The sequence below is a fragment of the Mesorhizobium sp. NBSH29 genome (assembly GCF_015500055.1).
Taxonomy (GTDB): Bacteria; Pseudomonadota; Alphaproteobacteria; order Rhizobiales; family Rhizobiaceae; genus Neomesorhizobium.
Map to the genome: position 1 here is coordinate 3,471,423 of NZ_CP045492.1, position 16,235 is coordinate 3,487,657.

The window sequence follows — 16,235 nt, forward strand, 5'->3', positions numbered from 1 at the left end:
GACTATGACAATGACCCGCAGAACCCTCGGCAGATGGGCCGCAGGCCTGATCGGTGCCACCGCGCTGATGCAGGTTCCCGCCTTTGCGCAGACAGCACCCGCCCCGCTCGACAATCCTGGCAATGTGAAGATTGCGCTGGTGCGCTATCTGTCCACCGGCGACTTCTTCCAGGCTTATCTCTCGGGCGTGGAAAGCCAGGCCAAGGCACTCGGTGTTGATCTGCGCGTGCTCGACAGCCGCCAGGACGCCGCACTTCAGGCCGACATGGTCGATCAGGCAATCGCGCTTGGCGTCAACGGCATCATCATCCAGCACGGCTTGACCGAAAGCATGAAGGAAGCCGCCCAGCGCGCGGTAGACGCCGGCATCAAGGTCGTCGCCTTCGACGTCAATGTCGAGAACGACAAGATTCCGCAGATCGAACAGTCCGACCGCGATCTTGCCCGCTTGGCACTCGAACAGGCGATCAAGGACAATGGCGAAAGCTGGAAGGCAGGCTACGTCTATGTCGCGGGCATCGCCCCGCTCGACCGCCGGAACGAGACCTGGGTCGGGTTCAAGAAGAAGTATGCCGGCATCGAGGAAAAGGCGATGTTCGGCACGCTGGATAATCCGATTGCCAACTCGGTCGCCAACCAGGCCCGCTCGGTAATCACCGCCAACCCCGACATCACCGTGATGTTTGCTCCCTATGACGAATTCGCCAAGGGCGTGAAGATCGCCGTCGACGAAGCCGGCATGTCGGAAAGCGTAAAGATCTATTCGGCCGACATCTCGACCTCTGACATCGCTGCCATGCGCGAGCCAAACAGCGCCTGGGCCGCAACCGCCGCTACCAACCCGGCCGTTGTCGGTCAGGTTTCGGTTCGCGCACTGGCCATGATGATCGCCGGTGAGGATCCGGGCAAGAGCGTCATCGTGCCGCCAACCCTGATCACCCAGAAAGAGCTGAACGACAACGACATCAAGAACATGGAAGACCTTTCGGCGAAGCTGCCGCAGTTCGCCCATGCTGACGTCGTCATGCCCGCCTGGATGCCGAACCCGAACAAATAAGAAGAAGACCACCGATCAAATTGAGGCCCGGCATCGCTGCCGGGCATTTTTTTTGTTTTGTCGCTTTCATGAGGCCGTCCCCAAGGCTGCGTCGGCGCACCACGACGGCGATCGAGCCAAACGCCCCGCTCTTGAAAGCCGCTGGTCATCACTGCCCAGCAGGCGCATAATGTTTATCAGCACGAACTAAACAAAGGGATATCATACGATATGTTCCCGGTTCTGTTCGACGGTGAACGCACGAATCGCAGGCTGGCAGCTGTTCTGGCCGCCGACATGGTTGGCTACAGTCGACTGATGGAACGCGACGAGCAGGGTATCCTCGCGCGCCTGAGGGCCCACCGCATAGAACTGATCGACCCCACCATCGCCAAGAACAACGGCAGGATCATCAAGACCACGGGCGATGGCATGCTGGTGGAGTTTCAAAGCGTCGTCGACGCTGTCAACTGCGCGGTCGAGGTTCAGCGTCGGATGCGGCGGCGCAATTCCGACGTCCCTGAAGAGTCCCGCATCCAGTTTCGTATCGGTATCAATTTGGGTGACATCATCATCGAGGACGACGACATTTTTGGCGATGGCGTGAACATTGCCGTGCGCATTGAACAACTGGCAGAAAGCGGTGGCATCTGCGTGACTGCATCGGTGCATGATCAGGTGAGCGGGCGCGTCGAAATCGACTTCGATGATCTGGGCGAAAAACAGCTGAAGAACATTAGCCGGCCACTTAAAGTATACCGTGCTGTCATCGACGAGCTGGCACGCGCAGTCGCACCAGCGGGCGGCGCGACGCAGATACAGTCAGTGGCAAAGCCGACCATTGCGGTCCTGCCGTTCACCAATATGAGCGGTGACGCCGAGCAGGAATTTTTTGTCGACGGTCTGACCGAGGACATCCTGACCGAACTCAGCCGCCGCCACGAACTGTTCGTCATCTCCCGCAACTCGACCTTCGTCTACAAGGGCCAGGCCGTTAGCATCACTGACGTGGCTAAAAAACTCGGCGCCCAGTACATCGTTGAAGGAAGCGTCCGCAAATCTGGCGATCGCTTGCGCGTGACGGTGCAGCTGATCGATACATCCAGCGATACCCACATCTGGGCCGAGCGCTACGACCGCAAGCTCGATGATATCTTCGCGCTGCAGGACGAAATGACGTCGGCCATCGTTGCGACACTGCCGGGACGTCTGGAAGCAGCACAGAATGATCAATTATCCCGAAAGAAGCCAGCGAGCCTTGCCGCATATGAATGCGTGCTGGTGGCCAAGGTGCTACATCACCGCAGCAACCGGGAGGACAATGCGAAAGCCCAGAACCTGATCTGCCAGGCTATAACGCTGGACCCAGAATATGCGCACGCCTATGCCTGGCGCGGCTGCATCATGGGACAGGCATGGGGCTATGGGTGGTGTGATGAAAAGGAAGAAACATTCGCAATCGTTGAAGCGGATTTGGAACGGGCCCTGAACCTCGACGACAACGACGCCGACGTGCACCGCATCCTGGCCGCCGTCCACATCATGCGCACGGAGTTTGAACGCGCGCGATACCATCAGGAGCGCGCGCTGGCCCTCAATCCGAATTACGATCTGGTCGTGGTCCAGATGGGCGAGTTGTTCACCTGGCTGGGTGTCCCCGCAGAGGGCGTCAAATGGATCGAAAAGGCGATGCGGTTGAACCCGCACCATCCCCCGCGCTTCTGGAGCCATCTTGGCAAGGCGCATTTCACTGCCAAGGATTACGCCCTGGCGATCAAGGCCTTCATGAGCCTCCCCACCATGGATGTGATCTCACGGACGTTCGTTGCAATCTGCCACGCCTGCCTGGGTGACCAGACAGCAGCCGATGCGCATGTCGCCGCCATCCGCGTCGCTGACCCCACCTTCAATACCGAGACCTTTCTTGCGGCCGTTCATTATTCCGAGAAAGCCGATCAGGAGCACCTGCGGGAGGGGTTGATCAAGGCAGGAATGGATTAGCCTCTGTGCGGTCTTCGCGCTGTATCCAGCCAAATATCGACCAGAATGGGGGCCGCGATTCGCGAACGTGTAGCCCATCACGATCCCGGCGTGCGCCGCCGTTTCTGATGATCACGCGGGTGAGGCGCAAGGCTGAGCAGCCGCCTGAATTTCGGGCATTCCATATGTGACGGCGCCGGGCACTCGGCAACATGAACAAGAGCATCGTGCAGCGTTTTCAGCTGGCGTATCTGGACCGCGATTGCGTCGGCCCTCTGAAGTAGCGCGGCGCGCGGCAGCGCGGGTGCGCCATGCTTGCCAAAGGCGCTCTTGATTTCTTCAAGCGAAAAGCCGGCCGTTTTGCCAAGCGATATCAACGCCAGTTGGGTCAGCGCTTCAAAGCCGAACTGGCGGCGCAGCCCATGTCGGCCAAGCGATTCAATCAGCCCGATCTCTTCATAATAGCGCAGCGTCGATGCCGGCACGCCGCTTTTTTCCGCCAGAACTCCGATATCGAGAAGATTCATCTTGACCTCAAGTTGGCTTGAAGTGGCAACGTAGCCTCGACTGAACCTGACGACAAGAGGTACCCGCATGATCACGCTCCGCCGAACGATCCGCAGACCACCCGTATTAGCCACGCTGGCGGCAGCTACAGTGCTTGCATCGCTGGGCATCAGCGTCGTTTCAGTGGCTCTCCCCTCCCTCGCCACCGGCTTCTCCGCGTCTGTCTCTGCAGTGCAGTGGGTTGTTCTCGGCTATTTGGTCTCGGTGACAGTCACCATCGTGATTGCAGGGCGGCTTGGTGATCTGTTCGGACATAAGCGCACGCTGGTGGCGGGTCTGGCCATATTCACCCTCGCCTCGGTACTTTCGGCAGCGTCTCCCACCCTGATGGCGCTGATTGCCAGCCGCATACTGCAAGGCATAGGCGGGGCCATCCTGATCGCGCTGCCGGTTTCCATGGCGCGTGGTGCCGTGGCAAAAAACCGTTTAGGATCGGCCATGGGGCTGCTCGCCACAATGTCTGCCATCGGCACTTCGCTTGGCCCGTCCGTTGGCGGGTTCATCATTGCGGCCATAGGCTGGCGCGCAACCTTCATTCCGCTGGCGGGTCTCGGTGCTGTCGTCTTGTGCCTCGCTGTGTGTACAGTCCCGCCAGATCCGGACCGCGACCGACAAAAGTCTCCTTCCATGGATTGGCCCGGCGCTCTGCTTCTGGCGCTGTGCCTGACCTCACTGGCATTGGCAACATCCGGTGGCAGTGCGGGCTGGAGCGCCGGCCTGCTGTTGCTGTTTTCGGCGGCCACACTTGCCTGCCTCGTCATTGTGGAGACCCGGACGGCATCGCCTTTGGTGCCCATGGCGATGCTGCGCGGTGCGGCGGCAACGATACCGCTCGGCCTCAGCGTGCTTGTCGCCACGGTCATGATGTCGACGCTCGCCGTGGGCCCATTCTTCCTGTCCTTCGGCCTGAACCTCTACGATTGGCAGGTCGGACTTGTCATGGCCGTGGGGCCAGCCATGTCAGCGCTTGCCGGCGTGCCGGCAGGGCGACTGACGGATCGTTTCGGCGCGCGTCGCATTGTATTGGCTGGCCTTGCGCTCACGTTCGTCGGCCTGATCTGCCTGGCCATGTTTCCAAGACTTTTTGGCACTGCCGGCTATGTGGTGGCGCTTATCCTACTGACCCCCGGTTTCCAGCTGTTTCTGGCAGCCAACAATACGGTTGTCATGGCCTCAACCGCCGCTGACCAACGTGGTCTGGTGTCCGGGCTGCTCGGCTTGTCGCGTAATCTCGGTTTCATGGCAGGTGCCTCGATGATGCCGATGCTGTTCGCTGCGACAATGGCACCAGCTCAGATCACCACAGCTCCGCCGCAGGCCGTCGCAGACGCATTCACGATAACCTTTATAGCTGCGGCCGGCGGCATTTTTCTGGCACTGCTGCTCGCAACAATCAGCCACCGCAAGCACGCACAGGAAAGCGCCGCAAAACTGGTCCCCGACGCTCCCTGATCATTCGGTCGCCCTACCTGAGCGCCGCCGCGATATTGCCGCCGTCGACCGTCGTCACATCGGCGGTTGTCCGCTCTGCCAGCGTCTGGTGCAGAAATGCTTGGGCGACGTCTTCGGCGGTGACTTCCTGGCCAAGAAGATTGCCTGACATATAGTCCTTTTCCGAAACGCCGCGGGCGCCCGAACGGCTGGCGATCATCGCGTCGGTCAACAGACCAGAGCGGATACGATCGGCATTGACGGCGTTTGAGCGGATGCCCTCGGGGCCGTATTCGAGCGCATATTGGCGCGACAAAAACAGCGTTGCCGCCTTGGGCAGGCCATAGGCGCCGAACTTTGCACCGGGGTTTACCGCCTGCTTGGAGGCGTTGAACAGAAGCACACCGCCGGTGCCCTGCTCGCGGAAAATGCGCACGGCATTTTGCGCGACCGACTGGTGGGCAAAAAAGTTGAGCTCGAAGCTCTTGCGCAAAATTGCATCGTCGAGTGTGCCGATGGCCCCTTCCCAGGCCGCACCCGCATTGGAGACGACGATATCGACGCCGCCAAAGGCTGCCACCGCCGCATCAAAGGCGGCACGCACATCAGTAGGATTGGTGATGTCGCCGCAGACGCCGATGGAATTGTTGCCGGCGGCTTTCGCTGTCGCCGCCGCCTTGCCTGCGTCGATATCAAACACCACCACATGCGCACCTTCGCGGGCAAAAGCCTTTGCAGTTGCAGCACCTATGGCACCGGCGCCGCCGGTGACCAGCATGACCTGTCCGGTCAGCGCCTTGGGCTTGTTGGAGGCGAGTTTCGCCTGTTCCAGCGACCAGTATTCGAGCGGAAAAAGGTCGGACTTTGCCAGCGGGCGGAAGGTTCCGATGGCGGCTGCGCCCTTGACCGCCTCCATCCACATCTCGCCGACATCGGACGCTATCTTTGCGTCTTTCAGCGTGCGGCCATGACCGAAAATGCCAAGCCCCGGCACCAGCGACAGGCGCGGCATTGGGTCTAGCATGGTGCGGCTGACGTCATCCAGCGTGTCGTTGGTTTCGAAATAGGCCTGGTATTCGGCGGCATATCTGGTGACCTGCTTGACGATCTCTTGTTTGTAGTCGCCGAGCTTTGCCGCGTCCGGTGCCGGCAGTACCATCGGGCCGGTCTTGATGCGGATCGACAAATCCGGCGTCGAGACACCGCCGGCGGCAAAATCCGCAAGCGCTGCAGCATTGACGAATTCGAGGATCGCGTCAGAGGTACGGAAGTCACTGACCATGCGATCGAAACGGCCCTCGCCCTTGTTCACAGCTACAGCGCCGCGCAGCATCGACGCGATATCGTTCGGCTTGACCGGGGTGACGGAGACTGATGCCGGCGCCAACGGGTACTTGCCGTGCTGGGCTACATAATCCTCGGCCATGGTGACGTAGTGGATCATCAGGTCGTAGGCTGTTTTGGCGTCCTCGGCAAAGGTGAAGATGCCATGCTTGTCCAGTATGAGACCGTCCACCGTCGGATCAGAATCGTAGACATCTGCAGCCGCTTTGGCGAGGTCAAAACCTGGCTTGATGTAGTGCACAAAGCCCATCTTCGCGCCGAACACCTTCTTCGACAGCGCCTCGCTCTCATCGCCTTGGTCGACGATGGCAAGAATGGCGGTGGAGTGGGTGTGATCGACAAATTTGTGCGGCAGGAATGCATGCAAAAGCGTTTCCACCGACGGGTTGGGCGAGGATGGGTCGATCAAATTGGCGCGCTGTAGCGCCACCATGTCCTCATCTTCCAGCGCACCGAGGTTGCGCGCCTTTAAAAGCGTCGCGAGTTTTACCGCCGGTAGGCCGGCGGGCTCGATCACCGCCATGTCCCAGCCGCTGCCCTTGACGCACAGAACCTCCCATACGTCGCCGAGAAGATCGGTCACAGTGCTCTTGCACGAGGTGTTGCCGCCGCCATGCAGCACCAGCCGTGGCTCGCCGCCAAGCAGTCGCGTGGTGTAGACGCGCAGCGCCAGATCGCGATTAACTCCCTTTTCGGCATAGTGTGCCACCATGGCTTCGGCGTCTTGATCGTTCCAGAGATTTTTCATGAGGCAAGCGTCCAGAGTTTTTTGCGGTTTTCGAGAGATGCGAGTTGGAAACCCGGTCCGTTCAGGGCTGGCTCGGAGGCGCAGAGCTTTGGGGCTTCCGCGCGGCTGCTTCGACCAGCCCTTCGGCCAGCGCCTGAGTGATCACCAGATGGGTGCACAGCCCGCCAGCAAGTGCGGCGCATAGCGGGTCGAGCTTGGCATCTTCCTGCACCACCATCAGCCGGCGCGGAATGGCGCGCAGCGAGCCAAGATCAGCCGAAATGGCGCGGCGGTTGTAGCTGCAGTCGAGCAGTTCGCCCCTGGCGTCGATCATCAACCCGGCAATGACGCCGGCAGCCCCCTGCCCGCGCAGCATGTGGATGTCGGCCGGCGACAACGCCCCGCATTTCACCACGTGGCTGTCCTCATCGACCGTGCCGACCGAAAACAGCGCCAGATCGCAGCCGGCGACGCTAGCCAACTGCTCGCGGATCACCGGTTCGTTGCGAAGGTCGCGTGCCAACGCCTCGGTGGTCAGCACCAGCGGTGCGTAAAAATTCAATCCCTTGGCATTAAGCCGACGAGCGATCTCCATCGTGCACTGGTCGGGCCGGTAGGAATAGGGCGCGCCAAGATTGCCGCATAGCTGCACAACGGTGACATCCTGCAGATCGGCAAAGGCCATGACATCGGCAATGGCATAGACGGTGCGGCCCCAGGCGATACCGACGCGCTGGCCTCGCCCCACCATGTCGACAAAAACGCTGGCCGCCACCGCCGGCACCTCGGCTACCGGATCACCCGCCGCCCGTTCCTGCTTGACCACCCATACAGCCGACAGCCCGTAGGAATCCTCGACCTGGCGGGCCAGCACATCCGAGCTGAACAATTGCGTAGAAGTGGAGATATTGACGATGCCCGTCTCACGCGCCTTGCGAAGATACATCGCCACCGAAGCCCGCGAAATATTGAGCTGCCGCGCCACCTCGTCCTGGCGCAGACCATGCGTGTAATAAAGCCACGCCGCTTTGTGAATGATCTGTTCGGAGGCCTTGAGGGCCATATTTTTCTCCCCGTACTCGACATTATTCACTGACGCTGACAAAAGTCAATTCGAGGCGAGAAAACTGACAGTGGCAACGCGCCGCAGCTATGGTTAAACGTACCTCAGACCTCAGAATGCGCGTCCAAGAGATAGCGAAATGGCTGACGTAGGAACCCGCAACAATTAAGTTGAGGGCGTCATATCTGAACGGTGTCGCTTTGATTTTCTTGAGTCTGGGCGGGTTGGGACCACTATTCGCTGCTATGCAGACTTCAATTGGAGTGAGTTTTTTTGGGCGTAGCTTTCGCATGGGCGGGGGGCATGTCCAGCTGGGAATGGCTCGGCGTCAATTATTGAAACTTCAAGTGGAGCATGGGGAGAGGGAAACTAGCGTACCTGCTGCGATGTAGGCGTCATTGCGTCGAAAAACGTCCAGCGCTGCTGGCGTAAGACCATTAACCCCCTCTCCGCCCGCTACGTTCGGCACCTCTTCCCACTTTCGCGGCCTTATGTAGCAAACGCACCAAGCTGTGGGCGCGGGCTATCAGGGCAATGCTTGTCGCCGATACAGCATCTGACTCAGGAAAACTCGTAACCCTTATTTGCCTGACTGGCGTAGGGAAGAACTGACCAGCCTACCCCCGCCAGCCGTGCTGCGACTTGAACCCCAGCACGTCGCGAATTTTGCGGTTCGAGTAGAGCCCTTCGAATTCGCCGAGTTCCCCCTTCACTGGCACTCCCGGATAAAACCGCTCGATCAGGTCGCGGCTGGGCAGGTCTGAGGATGTATCGTCATTGGCTGCATTGAAGACCTGGAAGCCGAGGCCATCCATCTTCAGCGCAAGATCGGTGATCTGGCCTAGGTCGCGCGCGTCGACATAGCTCCAGGTGATACGCTTGCGAAATTCCGGATCGGCTTTCCACTTGGGCACCATCGTCTCATATTCATGCGGCTCGATGACATTGCCGATCCTCAGCGCATAGATGTCAAAACCGCTGCGCAGCGCAAAGGCGCGCGCGGTCTTCTCGTTGACCACTTTCGACAGCGCATAGCTATCCATCGGGTCGACATCGTACTCTTCGTCAAGCGGTAGATAGGCCGGGTTTCGCGGCTCGTTGGCGAACACCAGGCCATAGGTCGTTTCGCTCGACGCAATGACGATCTTCTTGATCCCAAGCTTCACCGCTGCCTCGATGACATTGTAGGTGCCCATCGTATTGACGCGGAAAAGCTCGTTGTCGGGCGTGATCATAATGCGCGGCACGGCGGCGTAGTGCACCACCGCATCGACTGGTTGCGGGCGCAGCGACGGGTCGAATTCATGCAGCCCCATATAGCTCGACAGAGCATTAAAAACCTGCCCGCTGTCGGTGATGTCTGTGATCAGCGTGCGCACCTTCGGATTGTCTAGCGGTTTGGTGTCGAGGTTGAGCACTTGGTGGCCCTGGTCGACCAGGTACTGAACGACATGGCGCCCGGCCTTGCCGCTGCCGCCGGTGAACATGATTCTCTTACCCATTGCATTGGTCTCCTGATGTTTCAAGGTCTTAGTCGTTGGCACCGTCGATGGCTGTCAGAACCGCGTCGGTTACGCTTCGGGTCGTGGCGCTGCCGCCGAGGTCGGGCGTGTGAAAGGTGCTGTCGCGCGTCACTCGCTCAATGGCGCGCATCAGCCGGTCCGCAGCCTGGCCCTCGCCCAGATGCGCAAGCATCATGCTGGCGCTCCAGAACGTTCCCACCGGATTAGCGATGCCCTTGCCCGTGATATCGAAGGCCGAACCATGGATCGGTTCGAACATCGACGGGAATGCTCCCTCCGGATTGAGGTTGGCAGTCGGCGCGATACCGATCGAGCCGGCAAGCGCGGCTGCGAGATCTGAAAGAATATCGGCATGGAGATTGGTCGCGACAATGGTATCAAGCGAGGGCGGCTGCAGGGTCATGCGCACAGTCATCGCATCGACCAGCATCTTGTCATGCGTCACATCTGGAAACTCGGCGGCCATCTCGGCGGCGATCTCGTCCCACAGCACCATGCCATGGCGCTGCGCATTGGATTTGGTCACAACAGTCAGCTTTTTGCGCGGGCGCGACTGCGCTAGAGCGAAGGCAAAGCGCATGATCCGCGTCACACCGCTGCGCGTGAAAATAGCAACCTCAGTTGCCACTTCGTCGGCCATTCCGCGATGGGTGCGACCGCCCTGCCCGGCATATTCGCCTTCCGAATTCTCGCGCACGATAACCCAGTCGAGATCACCTTCACCGACATTTTTCAATGGGCTGCTGATGCCTGGCAATACACGGGTCGGGCGCACATTAGCGTATTGGTCAAACGACTGGCAGATGGCAAGCCTCAGCCCCCACAGCGTGACGTGGTCGGGAACATCAGGCGCACCTACCGCACCAAACAGGATGGCATCATGACTTTTGATCTGCGCCAGCCCGTCCGCTGGCATCATGACGCCATGCGCCCTGTAGTAATCCGAGCCCCAGTCGAAGAGATCAAAGACAAGCGCAAATCCGCCATCGCGCCGCGCCACCGACTGCAGAACCTCGACACCTGCGGCGACAACCTCCTTGCCGATACCGTCTCCGGGAATGGTCGCGATGCGAAACTGCTTCATGGGCCTTTGCCTGTTTGCTTGATCGCGGTTCACAACCGAACCCCGGCGTCACCCGCAACGTCTGGCCTGCCCAAATCGTTCAACCGATGATCTTGTCTGTATTGGCGAGCAGCTTGCGCACCGCCATCCTCGCCGCCTCCGGCTTTTGCAAACGAATGTTGCGTTCGATGTTTTCATGCAGCTTCTGAGCATTCCCCAGTCCCACTTCATCACGGCTGGTGAACGAAAACAGGTGCTCCAGCGCCGAGGAAATCAAGGCGCCGAGCGGCATCAAAAGATCATTGCCCGAAGCCTGCAGGATGGTGAGGTGAAAACGCGTATCGGCATGTGTCCGCTCGATCAACGACTGCGCGTTCTTCATGTCGCGGCAATGCTGACTAATCTCCTCCATCTGCGCGGAGCTGCGACGCATGGCGGCAAGCGCGGTCGCCTCCGGCTCGATGATATGGCGAAACTCCTGCACGGTACGCAGAAAGCCGGCGCGGTCGGGCGACATGGCATACCAGGAAAGAACGTCACGATCGAGCAGGTTCCAGCGCTCGCGCGGCTCGACCCAGCTGCCGATTTTTGGCCGCGATGCCAAAAGGCTTTTGGCCATCAGCATTTTGATTGCCTCGCGCACCGCAGAGCGGCTGACATCGAAGGTCTCCGACCACTTGGCTTCATTGGGCAGGATGGTGCCGGGCGGATAATCGCCACGCACGATTCTCAGGCCGATCTCGTTGGCAAGCGAAGCATGCACGCTGATGCCGGTGGCGCGAAATGTTTTCAGGTCCTTGCTGCGCTCGATCGCCTGCGCGGTTTCCTGCAGCCCGAGAGGCGTCTTCACGCTCCTCCTCGCTTTGTCATTCCGGCCTCGTCATTGTTGAGAAGGGGCGCGCAGCCGCGCTGCGCGCCCCTTCCGATTATTTCTGGATGCAGGTATCAACCGTATCCTTGGTGCATTCGTCAAGTCCGGTAAAAACAGGATCTTCGACCGGCTTGCCTTCCACCAGGTCGATCATCACCGATGGAGCTTTATACCCCATCTCGAACGGCCGCTGGCCAACGAGCGCGGTGACAAGACCTTCCTTGGCGATCGCCACTTCGTCGCCGATTGTATCGGCAGCCGAGACAACGAAGTCGCCACTGGCAATACGGTCCGCCAATGGCTTGAACAGGTCGCGGTATGGCTGTGGTGCGCCAAACAGCGGCCAGCCACCTTCGATAGCAAATGCGTCAAGGTCGGGGTTTGCGGCCAATATATCGGTCATGGCCTGCACGCCCTTGGCGCCGTCATCATTCGTGAATACCGGGCAACCGGCAACCTCGGTCCAGCCGCCTTCGCCTTTCAACTCCTTGATGTCCTTCTGTCCGCTCAGGGCATCACGGGTTCCCTGAGCGCGGCGCAGGATGTTGTCTGCTCCCGGATTGCCCTGAATGGTGCACACCGTGCCGCCATCGGGCTTCTTGGCCTTGATGTATTCACCGATCTTGAAGCCCATCAGATAATTGTCGGTGCCAAGATAAGTCTTGCGCAGGCCGGAATCTTCCACGGCAAGGTCAGCATCGAGCGTCATGATGGGCACGGTTGCGTTTGCCGTCTTGATCGTCTGCGCGATCAGTTTGGCGTTGGATGGCGAGATGGCCATGGCGACTGTGTCTGCCTTGCCCAGCATATCCTGCACAATCTGTGCCTCGCCAGCTTCGTCCGAAGTCGAGGCCGGTCCGGTATAGAAACATTCATACTCGGAATCGGCGTTTTCCTTGTTCCATTTCTGGCAGCCTTGGTTGATCGCTTCGAAGAATGGATTGTCCAGACCCTTCACCACAATAACCAGCTGCTTTTTTGCCAGTGCGGGTCCGGCACCGAATGCCAGGGCCGCCGTGGCCAACAACAATGCAACTTTCCTCATTCAGTCCTCCCGTTGAACAGGCAGCCACGGACCGTGCCCACCACCAGACCGGCCCGACAGGAGCAGCGAACACCTGCTCATGCCCAGCCGGAAAGCTCATGAATGTCGCACGGCGCATGCTATCGCAGGCAACATGACATGCCGCACGCACCCGCACAGCACTCTCTCCCCTACCTAATAGCCCAGAAGTTTTCCCGTCAAGTATTTGTCTGACAAAACAGATTTTTGAAGCTTACTTTATTGACGCTGGTCCACGGGTTTGTCTTAATGCGCAGGCGTCTCTGGGAGGAGCGCATCGGGGGGGGCCGCGAAACGCGGGCAGCCCCTGGCGTCGGATGGAGCGGGAGGCACCCACAGGTGGCAGTTCTTGAACTGATCAACATTTCCAAGCATTTCGGTGCCATCCATGCGCTGAGCGGGGTTTCGCTGGCGATAGAGCCGGGCGAAGTCGTCGGACTGATGGGTGACAACGGCGCCGGAAAATCGACGCTGGTGAAAATGATCGCCGGTAACTTCCGCCCCAGCGAAGGCTCGATGAAAATGGATGGCAAGGAGCTGGTGCTGCACAAGCCGGTCGAGGCGCGCCAGCACGGCATCGAAATTGTCCATCAGGATTTGGCGCTGTGCAACAATCTGACGGCTGCCGCCAATGTCTTCCTCGGCCGCGAGATGAAGATGGGGTTTGGCCCGTTCAAGGTGCTCGATTATGCCGCCATGTATCGCCGCGCCGGCGAACTATTCCAGGAACTGAAGTCGGAGACCCGGCCGCGCGATCTGGTCAAGCAAATGTCGGGCGGCCAGCGCCAGGCGGTGGCGATTGCCCGTACCAGACTGGCCGACGCAAAAATTGTGCTAATGGACGAGCCGACCGCCGCGATCTCGGTGCGCCAGGTCGCCGAGGTGTTGAACCTCATCCGCCTGCTGCGCGACCAGGGCATCGCCATAGTGCTAATCAGCCACCGTATGCCCGATGTCTTCACCGTCGCCGACCGCGTCATCGTACTGCGTCGCGGCAAGAAAGTGGCCGACCGCAAGGTGGCGCAAACCTCACCGGAGGAGGTCACTGGCCTCATCACCGGCGCAATCGAGCGGGTGTGATCATGTCGGCACTCTCTAACCAGGAACAACCGCCCATGACCGTCACGCTGCAACAGACCATCGACCGCAAGCAGCAGAGCTGGCTTTCCGGCGTTGTCGGCAGCCAGACCTTCTGGGTGGTGATCGCCATCCTTGCCGCCTGCCTCTTCCTCTCCGTTGCGACAGACTCTTTCGCAACCGCGAAAAATCTCTACAACATCACCCGCAATGTCACCTTCGTCGCCATCGTGGCGCTCGGCATGACGATGGTGATCATCACCGGCGGCATCGACCTGTCGGTCGGCTCGGTACTGTGCCTCTGTTCGATGATTTTGGCGGTGGTGATGCATGCCGGCTATTCGATCGAGATCGGCATCGCGGCTGCCCTGATCACCGCGCTGATCGTCGGAGCTTTCAACGGTATTCTGATCGCCTATCTCGGCTTCCCGCCCTTTGTGGTGACGCTTGGCATGTTGTCGATTGCCCGCAGCCTGGCCATGGTAGCGTCCAACAACACGGTGGTGTTTGAGTTCGGGCCGGACCATACACAACTTCTGGCGCTGGGCGGCGGCGCCTGGTTTTTCGGCATTGCCAATCCGGTGATCTACATGGTGGTACTGGCGCTGATCACCGGCTTCGTGCTGCGCTGGACGAAATTCGGTCGCCACATCTATGCCATCGGCGGCAATGAGCACGCCGCTACACTGACCGGAGTGCCAGTGCGCCCAATCAAGGTCGCCGTCTATATGATCTCGGCACTGTCAGCCGGGATTGCCGGCATCATCCAGACCGGCTGGCTGGGTGCCGTCACCACCAATATCGGCGCGGGCATGGAATTGCAGGTGATTGCCGCGGCCGTCATCGGAGGCGCCAATCTGGCCGGCGGCATTGGTACCGCCTTTGGCGCTCTGGTAGGCGCAGCCTTGATCGAGATCATCCGCAACAGCCTTGGCCTGCTCGGCATCAACGCCTTCTGGCAGGGCGCCTTCATCGGTGGTGCAATCATCTTCGCGGTGATGTTCGAGCGGGTGCGGAATTTCCGGCAAAGCGAATAGCTGTGCGGTGAATGGTGAATGGTGAATGGTGAATGGTCGGAGTTGATATCGACACGTCAACCCTCATTCCATTTCACCATTCACCATTCTATTCACCATTCACCGCACCCCCAAACCTTGCTTCCCGTCCCGCAACCTGATTCTTTCGGGCAAATCCCATCCGGCGATTCGCCGGGCGGCTGTTATGCTATGCTGCGGGTCACCCGCCAACGAAAGAGAAACGGATATGACCGCTCCCACACGGCCAGATATCTCAGAGATGAAGCCAAAAATTGCCGTGATCGGCGTTGGCGGCGGTGGCGGCAATGCCGTCAACAACATGATCACGGAGGGCTTGCAGGGCACCGAATTCATTGTTGCCAACACCGATGCGCAGGCGCTGACCATGTCCAAGGCGACGCGCCTTATTCAACTGGGCTCCAATGTGACACAAGGCCTCGGCGCCGGCTCACTGCCCGAGATTGGCCGCGCAGCCGCAGAAGAATCCATCGACGAGATCATGGACCACCTGGCCGGCACCCATATGTGCTTCGTCACCGCCGGCATGGGCGGCGGCACCGGCACGGGTGCTGCCCCGATTGTGGCTGCAGCCGCCCGCAAGGCAGGTATCCTGACCGTTGCTGTGGTGACAAAACCCTTCACCTTCGAAGGCACACGCCGCATGCGCGCTGCCGAGGAAGGCGTTGAACGCCTGCGCGAATGCGCAGACACAGTCATCGTTATCCCCAACCAGAACCTGTTCCGCATTGCCGACGCAAAGACCACCTTTGCTGATGCTTTCGCCATGGCTGACCGCGTGCTCTACTCAGGCGTCGGCTGCATCACCGATCTGATCGTCAAGGAAGGCCTGATCAACCTCGATTTCGCCGACGTCAAATCCGTCATGCGCGACATGGGCCGCGCCATGATGGGCACCGGCGAAGCATCCGGCGAAGGCCGCGCCAAAAAAGCTGCAGAAGCCGCAATCGCCAACCCACTTCTCGACGAAGCCTCGATGATGGGCGCCAAGGGCGTCCTGATCTCGATCTCTGGCGGTAAGGACATGACCCTCTTCGAAGTAGACGAAGCAGCCACCCGCATCCGCGAAGAAGTGGACGACGACGCCGACATCATCGTCGGCTCCATCTTCGACAGCGCGCTGGAGGGGAAGTTCCGGGTCTCGGTGGTGGCAACGGGATTGCGACAGCAAACACAATTCGCCGAACACATGCCCGCGCGCTGATAACGCGCCGGCACCTGCCGGCTTGACAAAGCATCCCTATAGGGCGCAACTCTCACGTATTCACCAGGGGGGTCCCGACAAGGGGCTGAGATTCTGCTCGCTTTCGCAGCGCAGTGACCCGTTGAACCTGATCCAGTTCATACTGGCGTAGGGACGGTGCAAGCGCTGGCGCGGGCTATCTGGCTCGACATGCAACGGGTTTCCGTTGCGCTACAATCAGCGCTTTCCTTC

General features: G+C 59.8%; 13 protein-coding genes and 1 riboswitch. Of the genes, 6 read left to right on the forward strand and 7 right to left on the reverse strand.

Annotation, left to right across the window (positions count from 1 at the left end; genetic code table 11):
* Positions 1-4 precede the first annotated feature (4 nt).
* Positions 5-1,057 carry a substrate-binding domain-containing protein gene (locus tag GA830_RS17105; RefSeq protein ID WP_195162970.1) on the forward strand — a complete coding sequence of 351 codons (1,053 nt, stop codon included), beginning with the start codon at positions 5-7 and terminating at the stop codon, positions 1,055-1,057.
* Positions 1,058-1,267: 210 nt separating this feature from the next.
* Complete coding sequence (locus tag GA830_RS17110; RefSeq protein ID WP_195162971.1) at positions 1,268-3,037, forward strand: adenylate/guanylate cyclase domain-containing protein; 1,770 nt, start codon at positions 1,268-1,270, stop codon at positions 3,035-3,037.
* A gap of 77 nt (positions 3,038-3,114) precedes the next feature.
* Here the strand turns inward: GA830_RS17110 and GA830_RS17115 are convergent, their stop codons facing one another.
* Positions 3,115-3,543, reverse strand: coding sequence for a helix-turn-helix domain-containing protein (locus GA830_RS17115; RefSeq protein WP_195165019.1), 429 nt, complete (start codon positions 3,541-3,543; stop codon positions 3,115-3,117).
* Positions 3,544-3,610: 67 nt separating this feature from the next.
* Between GA830_RS17115 and GA830_RS17120 the strand changes: the two genes are divergently transcribed.
* On the forward strand, positions 3,611-5,035 hold the full coding sequence (locus GA830_RS17120; RefSeq protein ID WP_195162972.1) for an MFS transporter: 1,425 nt from the start codon (positions 3,611-3,613) through the stop codon (positions 5,033-5,035).
* A gap of 13 nt (positions 5,036-5,048) precedes the next feature.
* On the opposite strand, the gene GA830_RS17125 is transcribed toward GA830_RS17120, so the two are convergent.
* The 6 genes from GA830_RS17125 to GA830_RS17150 form a co-directional block, all read right to left on the reverse strand.
* Positions 5,049-7,106, reverse strand: coding sequence for a bifunctional aldolase/short-chain dehydrogenase (locus tag GA830_RS17125; protein ID WP_195162973.1), 2,058 nt, complete (start codon positions 7,104-7,106; stop codon positions 5,049-5,051).
* A 61-nt stretch (positions 7,107-7,167) separates the two neighbouring features.
* Complete coding sequence (locus GA830_RS17130; RefSeq protein ID WP_195162974.1) at positions 7,168-8,148, reverse strand: sugar-binding transcriptional regulator; 981 nt, start codon at positions 8,146-8,148, stop codon at positions 7,168-7,170.
* 617 nt (positions 8,149-8,765) lie between these two features.
* Positions 8,766-9,650 (reverse strand): NAD-dependent epimerase/dehydratase family protein, encoded by an 885-nt coding sequence (locus GA830_RS17135; protein WP_195162975.1) that lies wholly within the window; start codon positions 9,648-9,650, stop codon positions 8,766-8,768.
* A 28-nt stretch (positions 9,651-9,678) separates the two neighbouring features.
* Positions 9,679-10,755, reverse strand: a complete 1,077-nt coding sequence (locus tag GA830_RS17140) for a tartrate dehydrogenase (protein ID WP_195162976.1) — start codon at positions 10,753-10,755, stop codon at positions 9,679-9,681.
* Between the two features lie 79 nt (positions 10,756-10,834).
* Positions 10,835-11,566: a FadR/GntR family transcriptional regulator gene (locus GA830_RS17145; RefSeq protein ID WP_374939327.1), complete on the reverse strand. Its 732-nt coding sequence runs from the start codon at positions 11,564-11,566 to the stop codon at positions 10,835-10,837.
* A 94-nt stretch (positions 11,567-11,660) separates the two neighbouring features.
* Positions 11,661-12,650, reverse strand: coding sequence for a substrate-binding domain-containing protein (locus GA830_RS17150; protein ID WP_195162978.1), 990 nt, complete (start codon positions 12,648-12,650; stop codon positions 11,661-11,663).
* Between the two features lie 267 nt (positions 12,651-12,917).
* Between GA830_RS17150 and GA830_RS17155 the strand changes: the two genes are divergently transcribed.
* The 3 genes from GA830_RS17155 to ftsZ all read left to right on the forward strand — a co-directional run bounded on the left by GA830_RS17155 (position 12,918) and on the right by ftsZ (position 16,004).
* Positions 12,918-13,748 carry an ATP-binding cassette domain-containing protein gene (locus GA830_RS17155; RefSeq protein ID WP_195162979.1) on the forward strand — a complete coding sequence of 277 codons (831 nt, stop codon included), beginning with the start codon at positions 12,918-12,920 and terminating at the stop codon, positions 13,746-13,748.
* Positions 13,749-13,783: 35 nt separating this feature from the next.
* Complete coding sequence (locus GA830_RS17160) at positions 13,784-14,782, forward strand: ABC transporter permease (RefSeq protein WP_195162980.1); 999 nt, start codon at positions 13,784-13,786, stop codon at positions 14,780-14,782.
* Positions 14,783-15,008: 226 nt separating this feature from the next.
* Complete coding sequence (gene ftsZ / locus GA830_RS17165; protein ID WP_195162981.1) at positions 15,009-16,004, forward strand: cell division protein FtsZ; 996 nt, start codon at positions 15,009-15,011, stop codon at positions 16,002-16,004.
* A 55-nt stretch (positions 16,005-16,059) separates the two neighbouring features.
* Positions 16,060-16,176: riboswitch (TPP riboswitch) on the forward strand.
* Positions 16,177-16,235 lie beyond the last annotated feature (59 nt).

Excerpts from the sequence above, each read along its gene's own strand:
- GA830_RS17120 (WP_195162972.1), top strand. The coding sequence starts at position 3,611 with ATGATCACGCTCCGCCGAACGATCCGCAGACCACCCGTATTAGCCACG.
- GA830_RS17125 (WP_195162973.1), bottom strand. The coding sequence starts at position 7,106 with ATGAAAAATCTCTGGAACGATCAAGACGCCGAAGCCATGGTGGCACAC.
- GA830_RS17155 (WP_195162979.1), top strand. The coding sequence starts at position 12,918 with ATGCGCAGGCGTCTCTGGGAGGAGCGCATCGGGGGGGGCCGCGAAACG.
- GA830_RS17130 (WP_195162974.1), bottom strand. The coding sequence starts at position 8,148 with ATGGCCCTCAAGGCCTCCGAACAGATCATTCACAAAGCGGCGTGGCTT.
- GA830_RS17110 (WP_195162971.1), top strand. The coding sequence starts at position 1,268 with ATGTTCCCGGTTCTGTTCGACGGTGAACGCACGAATCGCAGGCTGGCA.
- GA830_RS17150 (WP_195162978.1), bottom strand. The coding sequence starts at position 12,650 with ATGAGGAAAGTTGCATTGTTGTTGGCCACGGCGGCCCTGGCATTCGGT.
- GA830_RS17115 (WP_195165019.1), bottom strand. The coding sequence starts at position 3,543 with ATGAATCTTCTCGATATCGGAGTTCTGGCGGAAAAAAGCGGCGTGCCG.
- ftsZ (WP_195162981.1), top strand. The coding sequence starts at position 15,009 with ATGACCGCTCCCACACGGCCAGATATCTCAGAGATGAAGCCAAAAATT.
- GA830_RS17160 (WP_195162980.1), top strand. The coding sequence starts at position 13,784 with ATGACCGTCACGCTGCAACAGACCATCGACCGCAAGCAGCAGAGCTGG.
- GA830_RS17140 (WP_195162976.1), bottom strand. The coding sequence starts at position 10,755 with ATGAAGCAGTTTCGCATCGCGACCATTCCCGGAGACGGTATCGGCAAG.
- GA830_RS17105 (WP_195162970.1), top strand. The coding sequence starts at position 5 with ATGACAATGACCCGCAGAACCCTCGGCAGATGGGCCGCAGGCCTGATC.
- GA830_RS17135 (WP_195162975.1), bottom strand. The coding sequence starts at position 9,650 with ATGGGTAAGAGAATCATGTTCACCGGCGGCAGCGGCAAGGCCGGGCGC.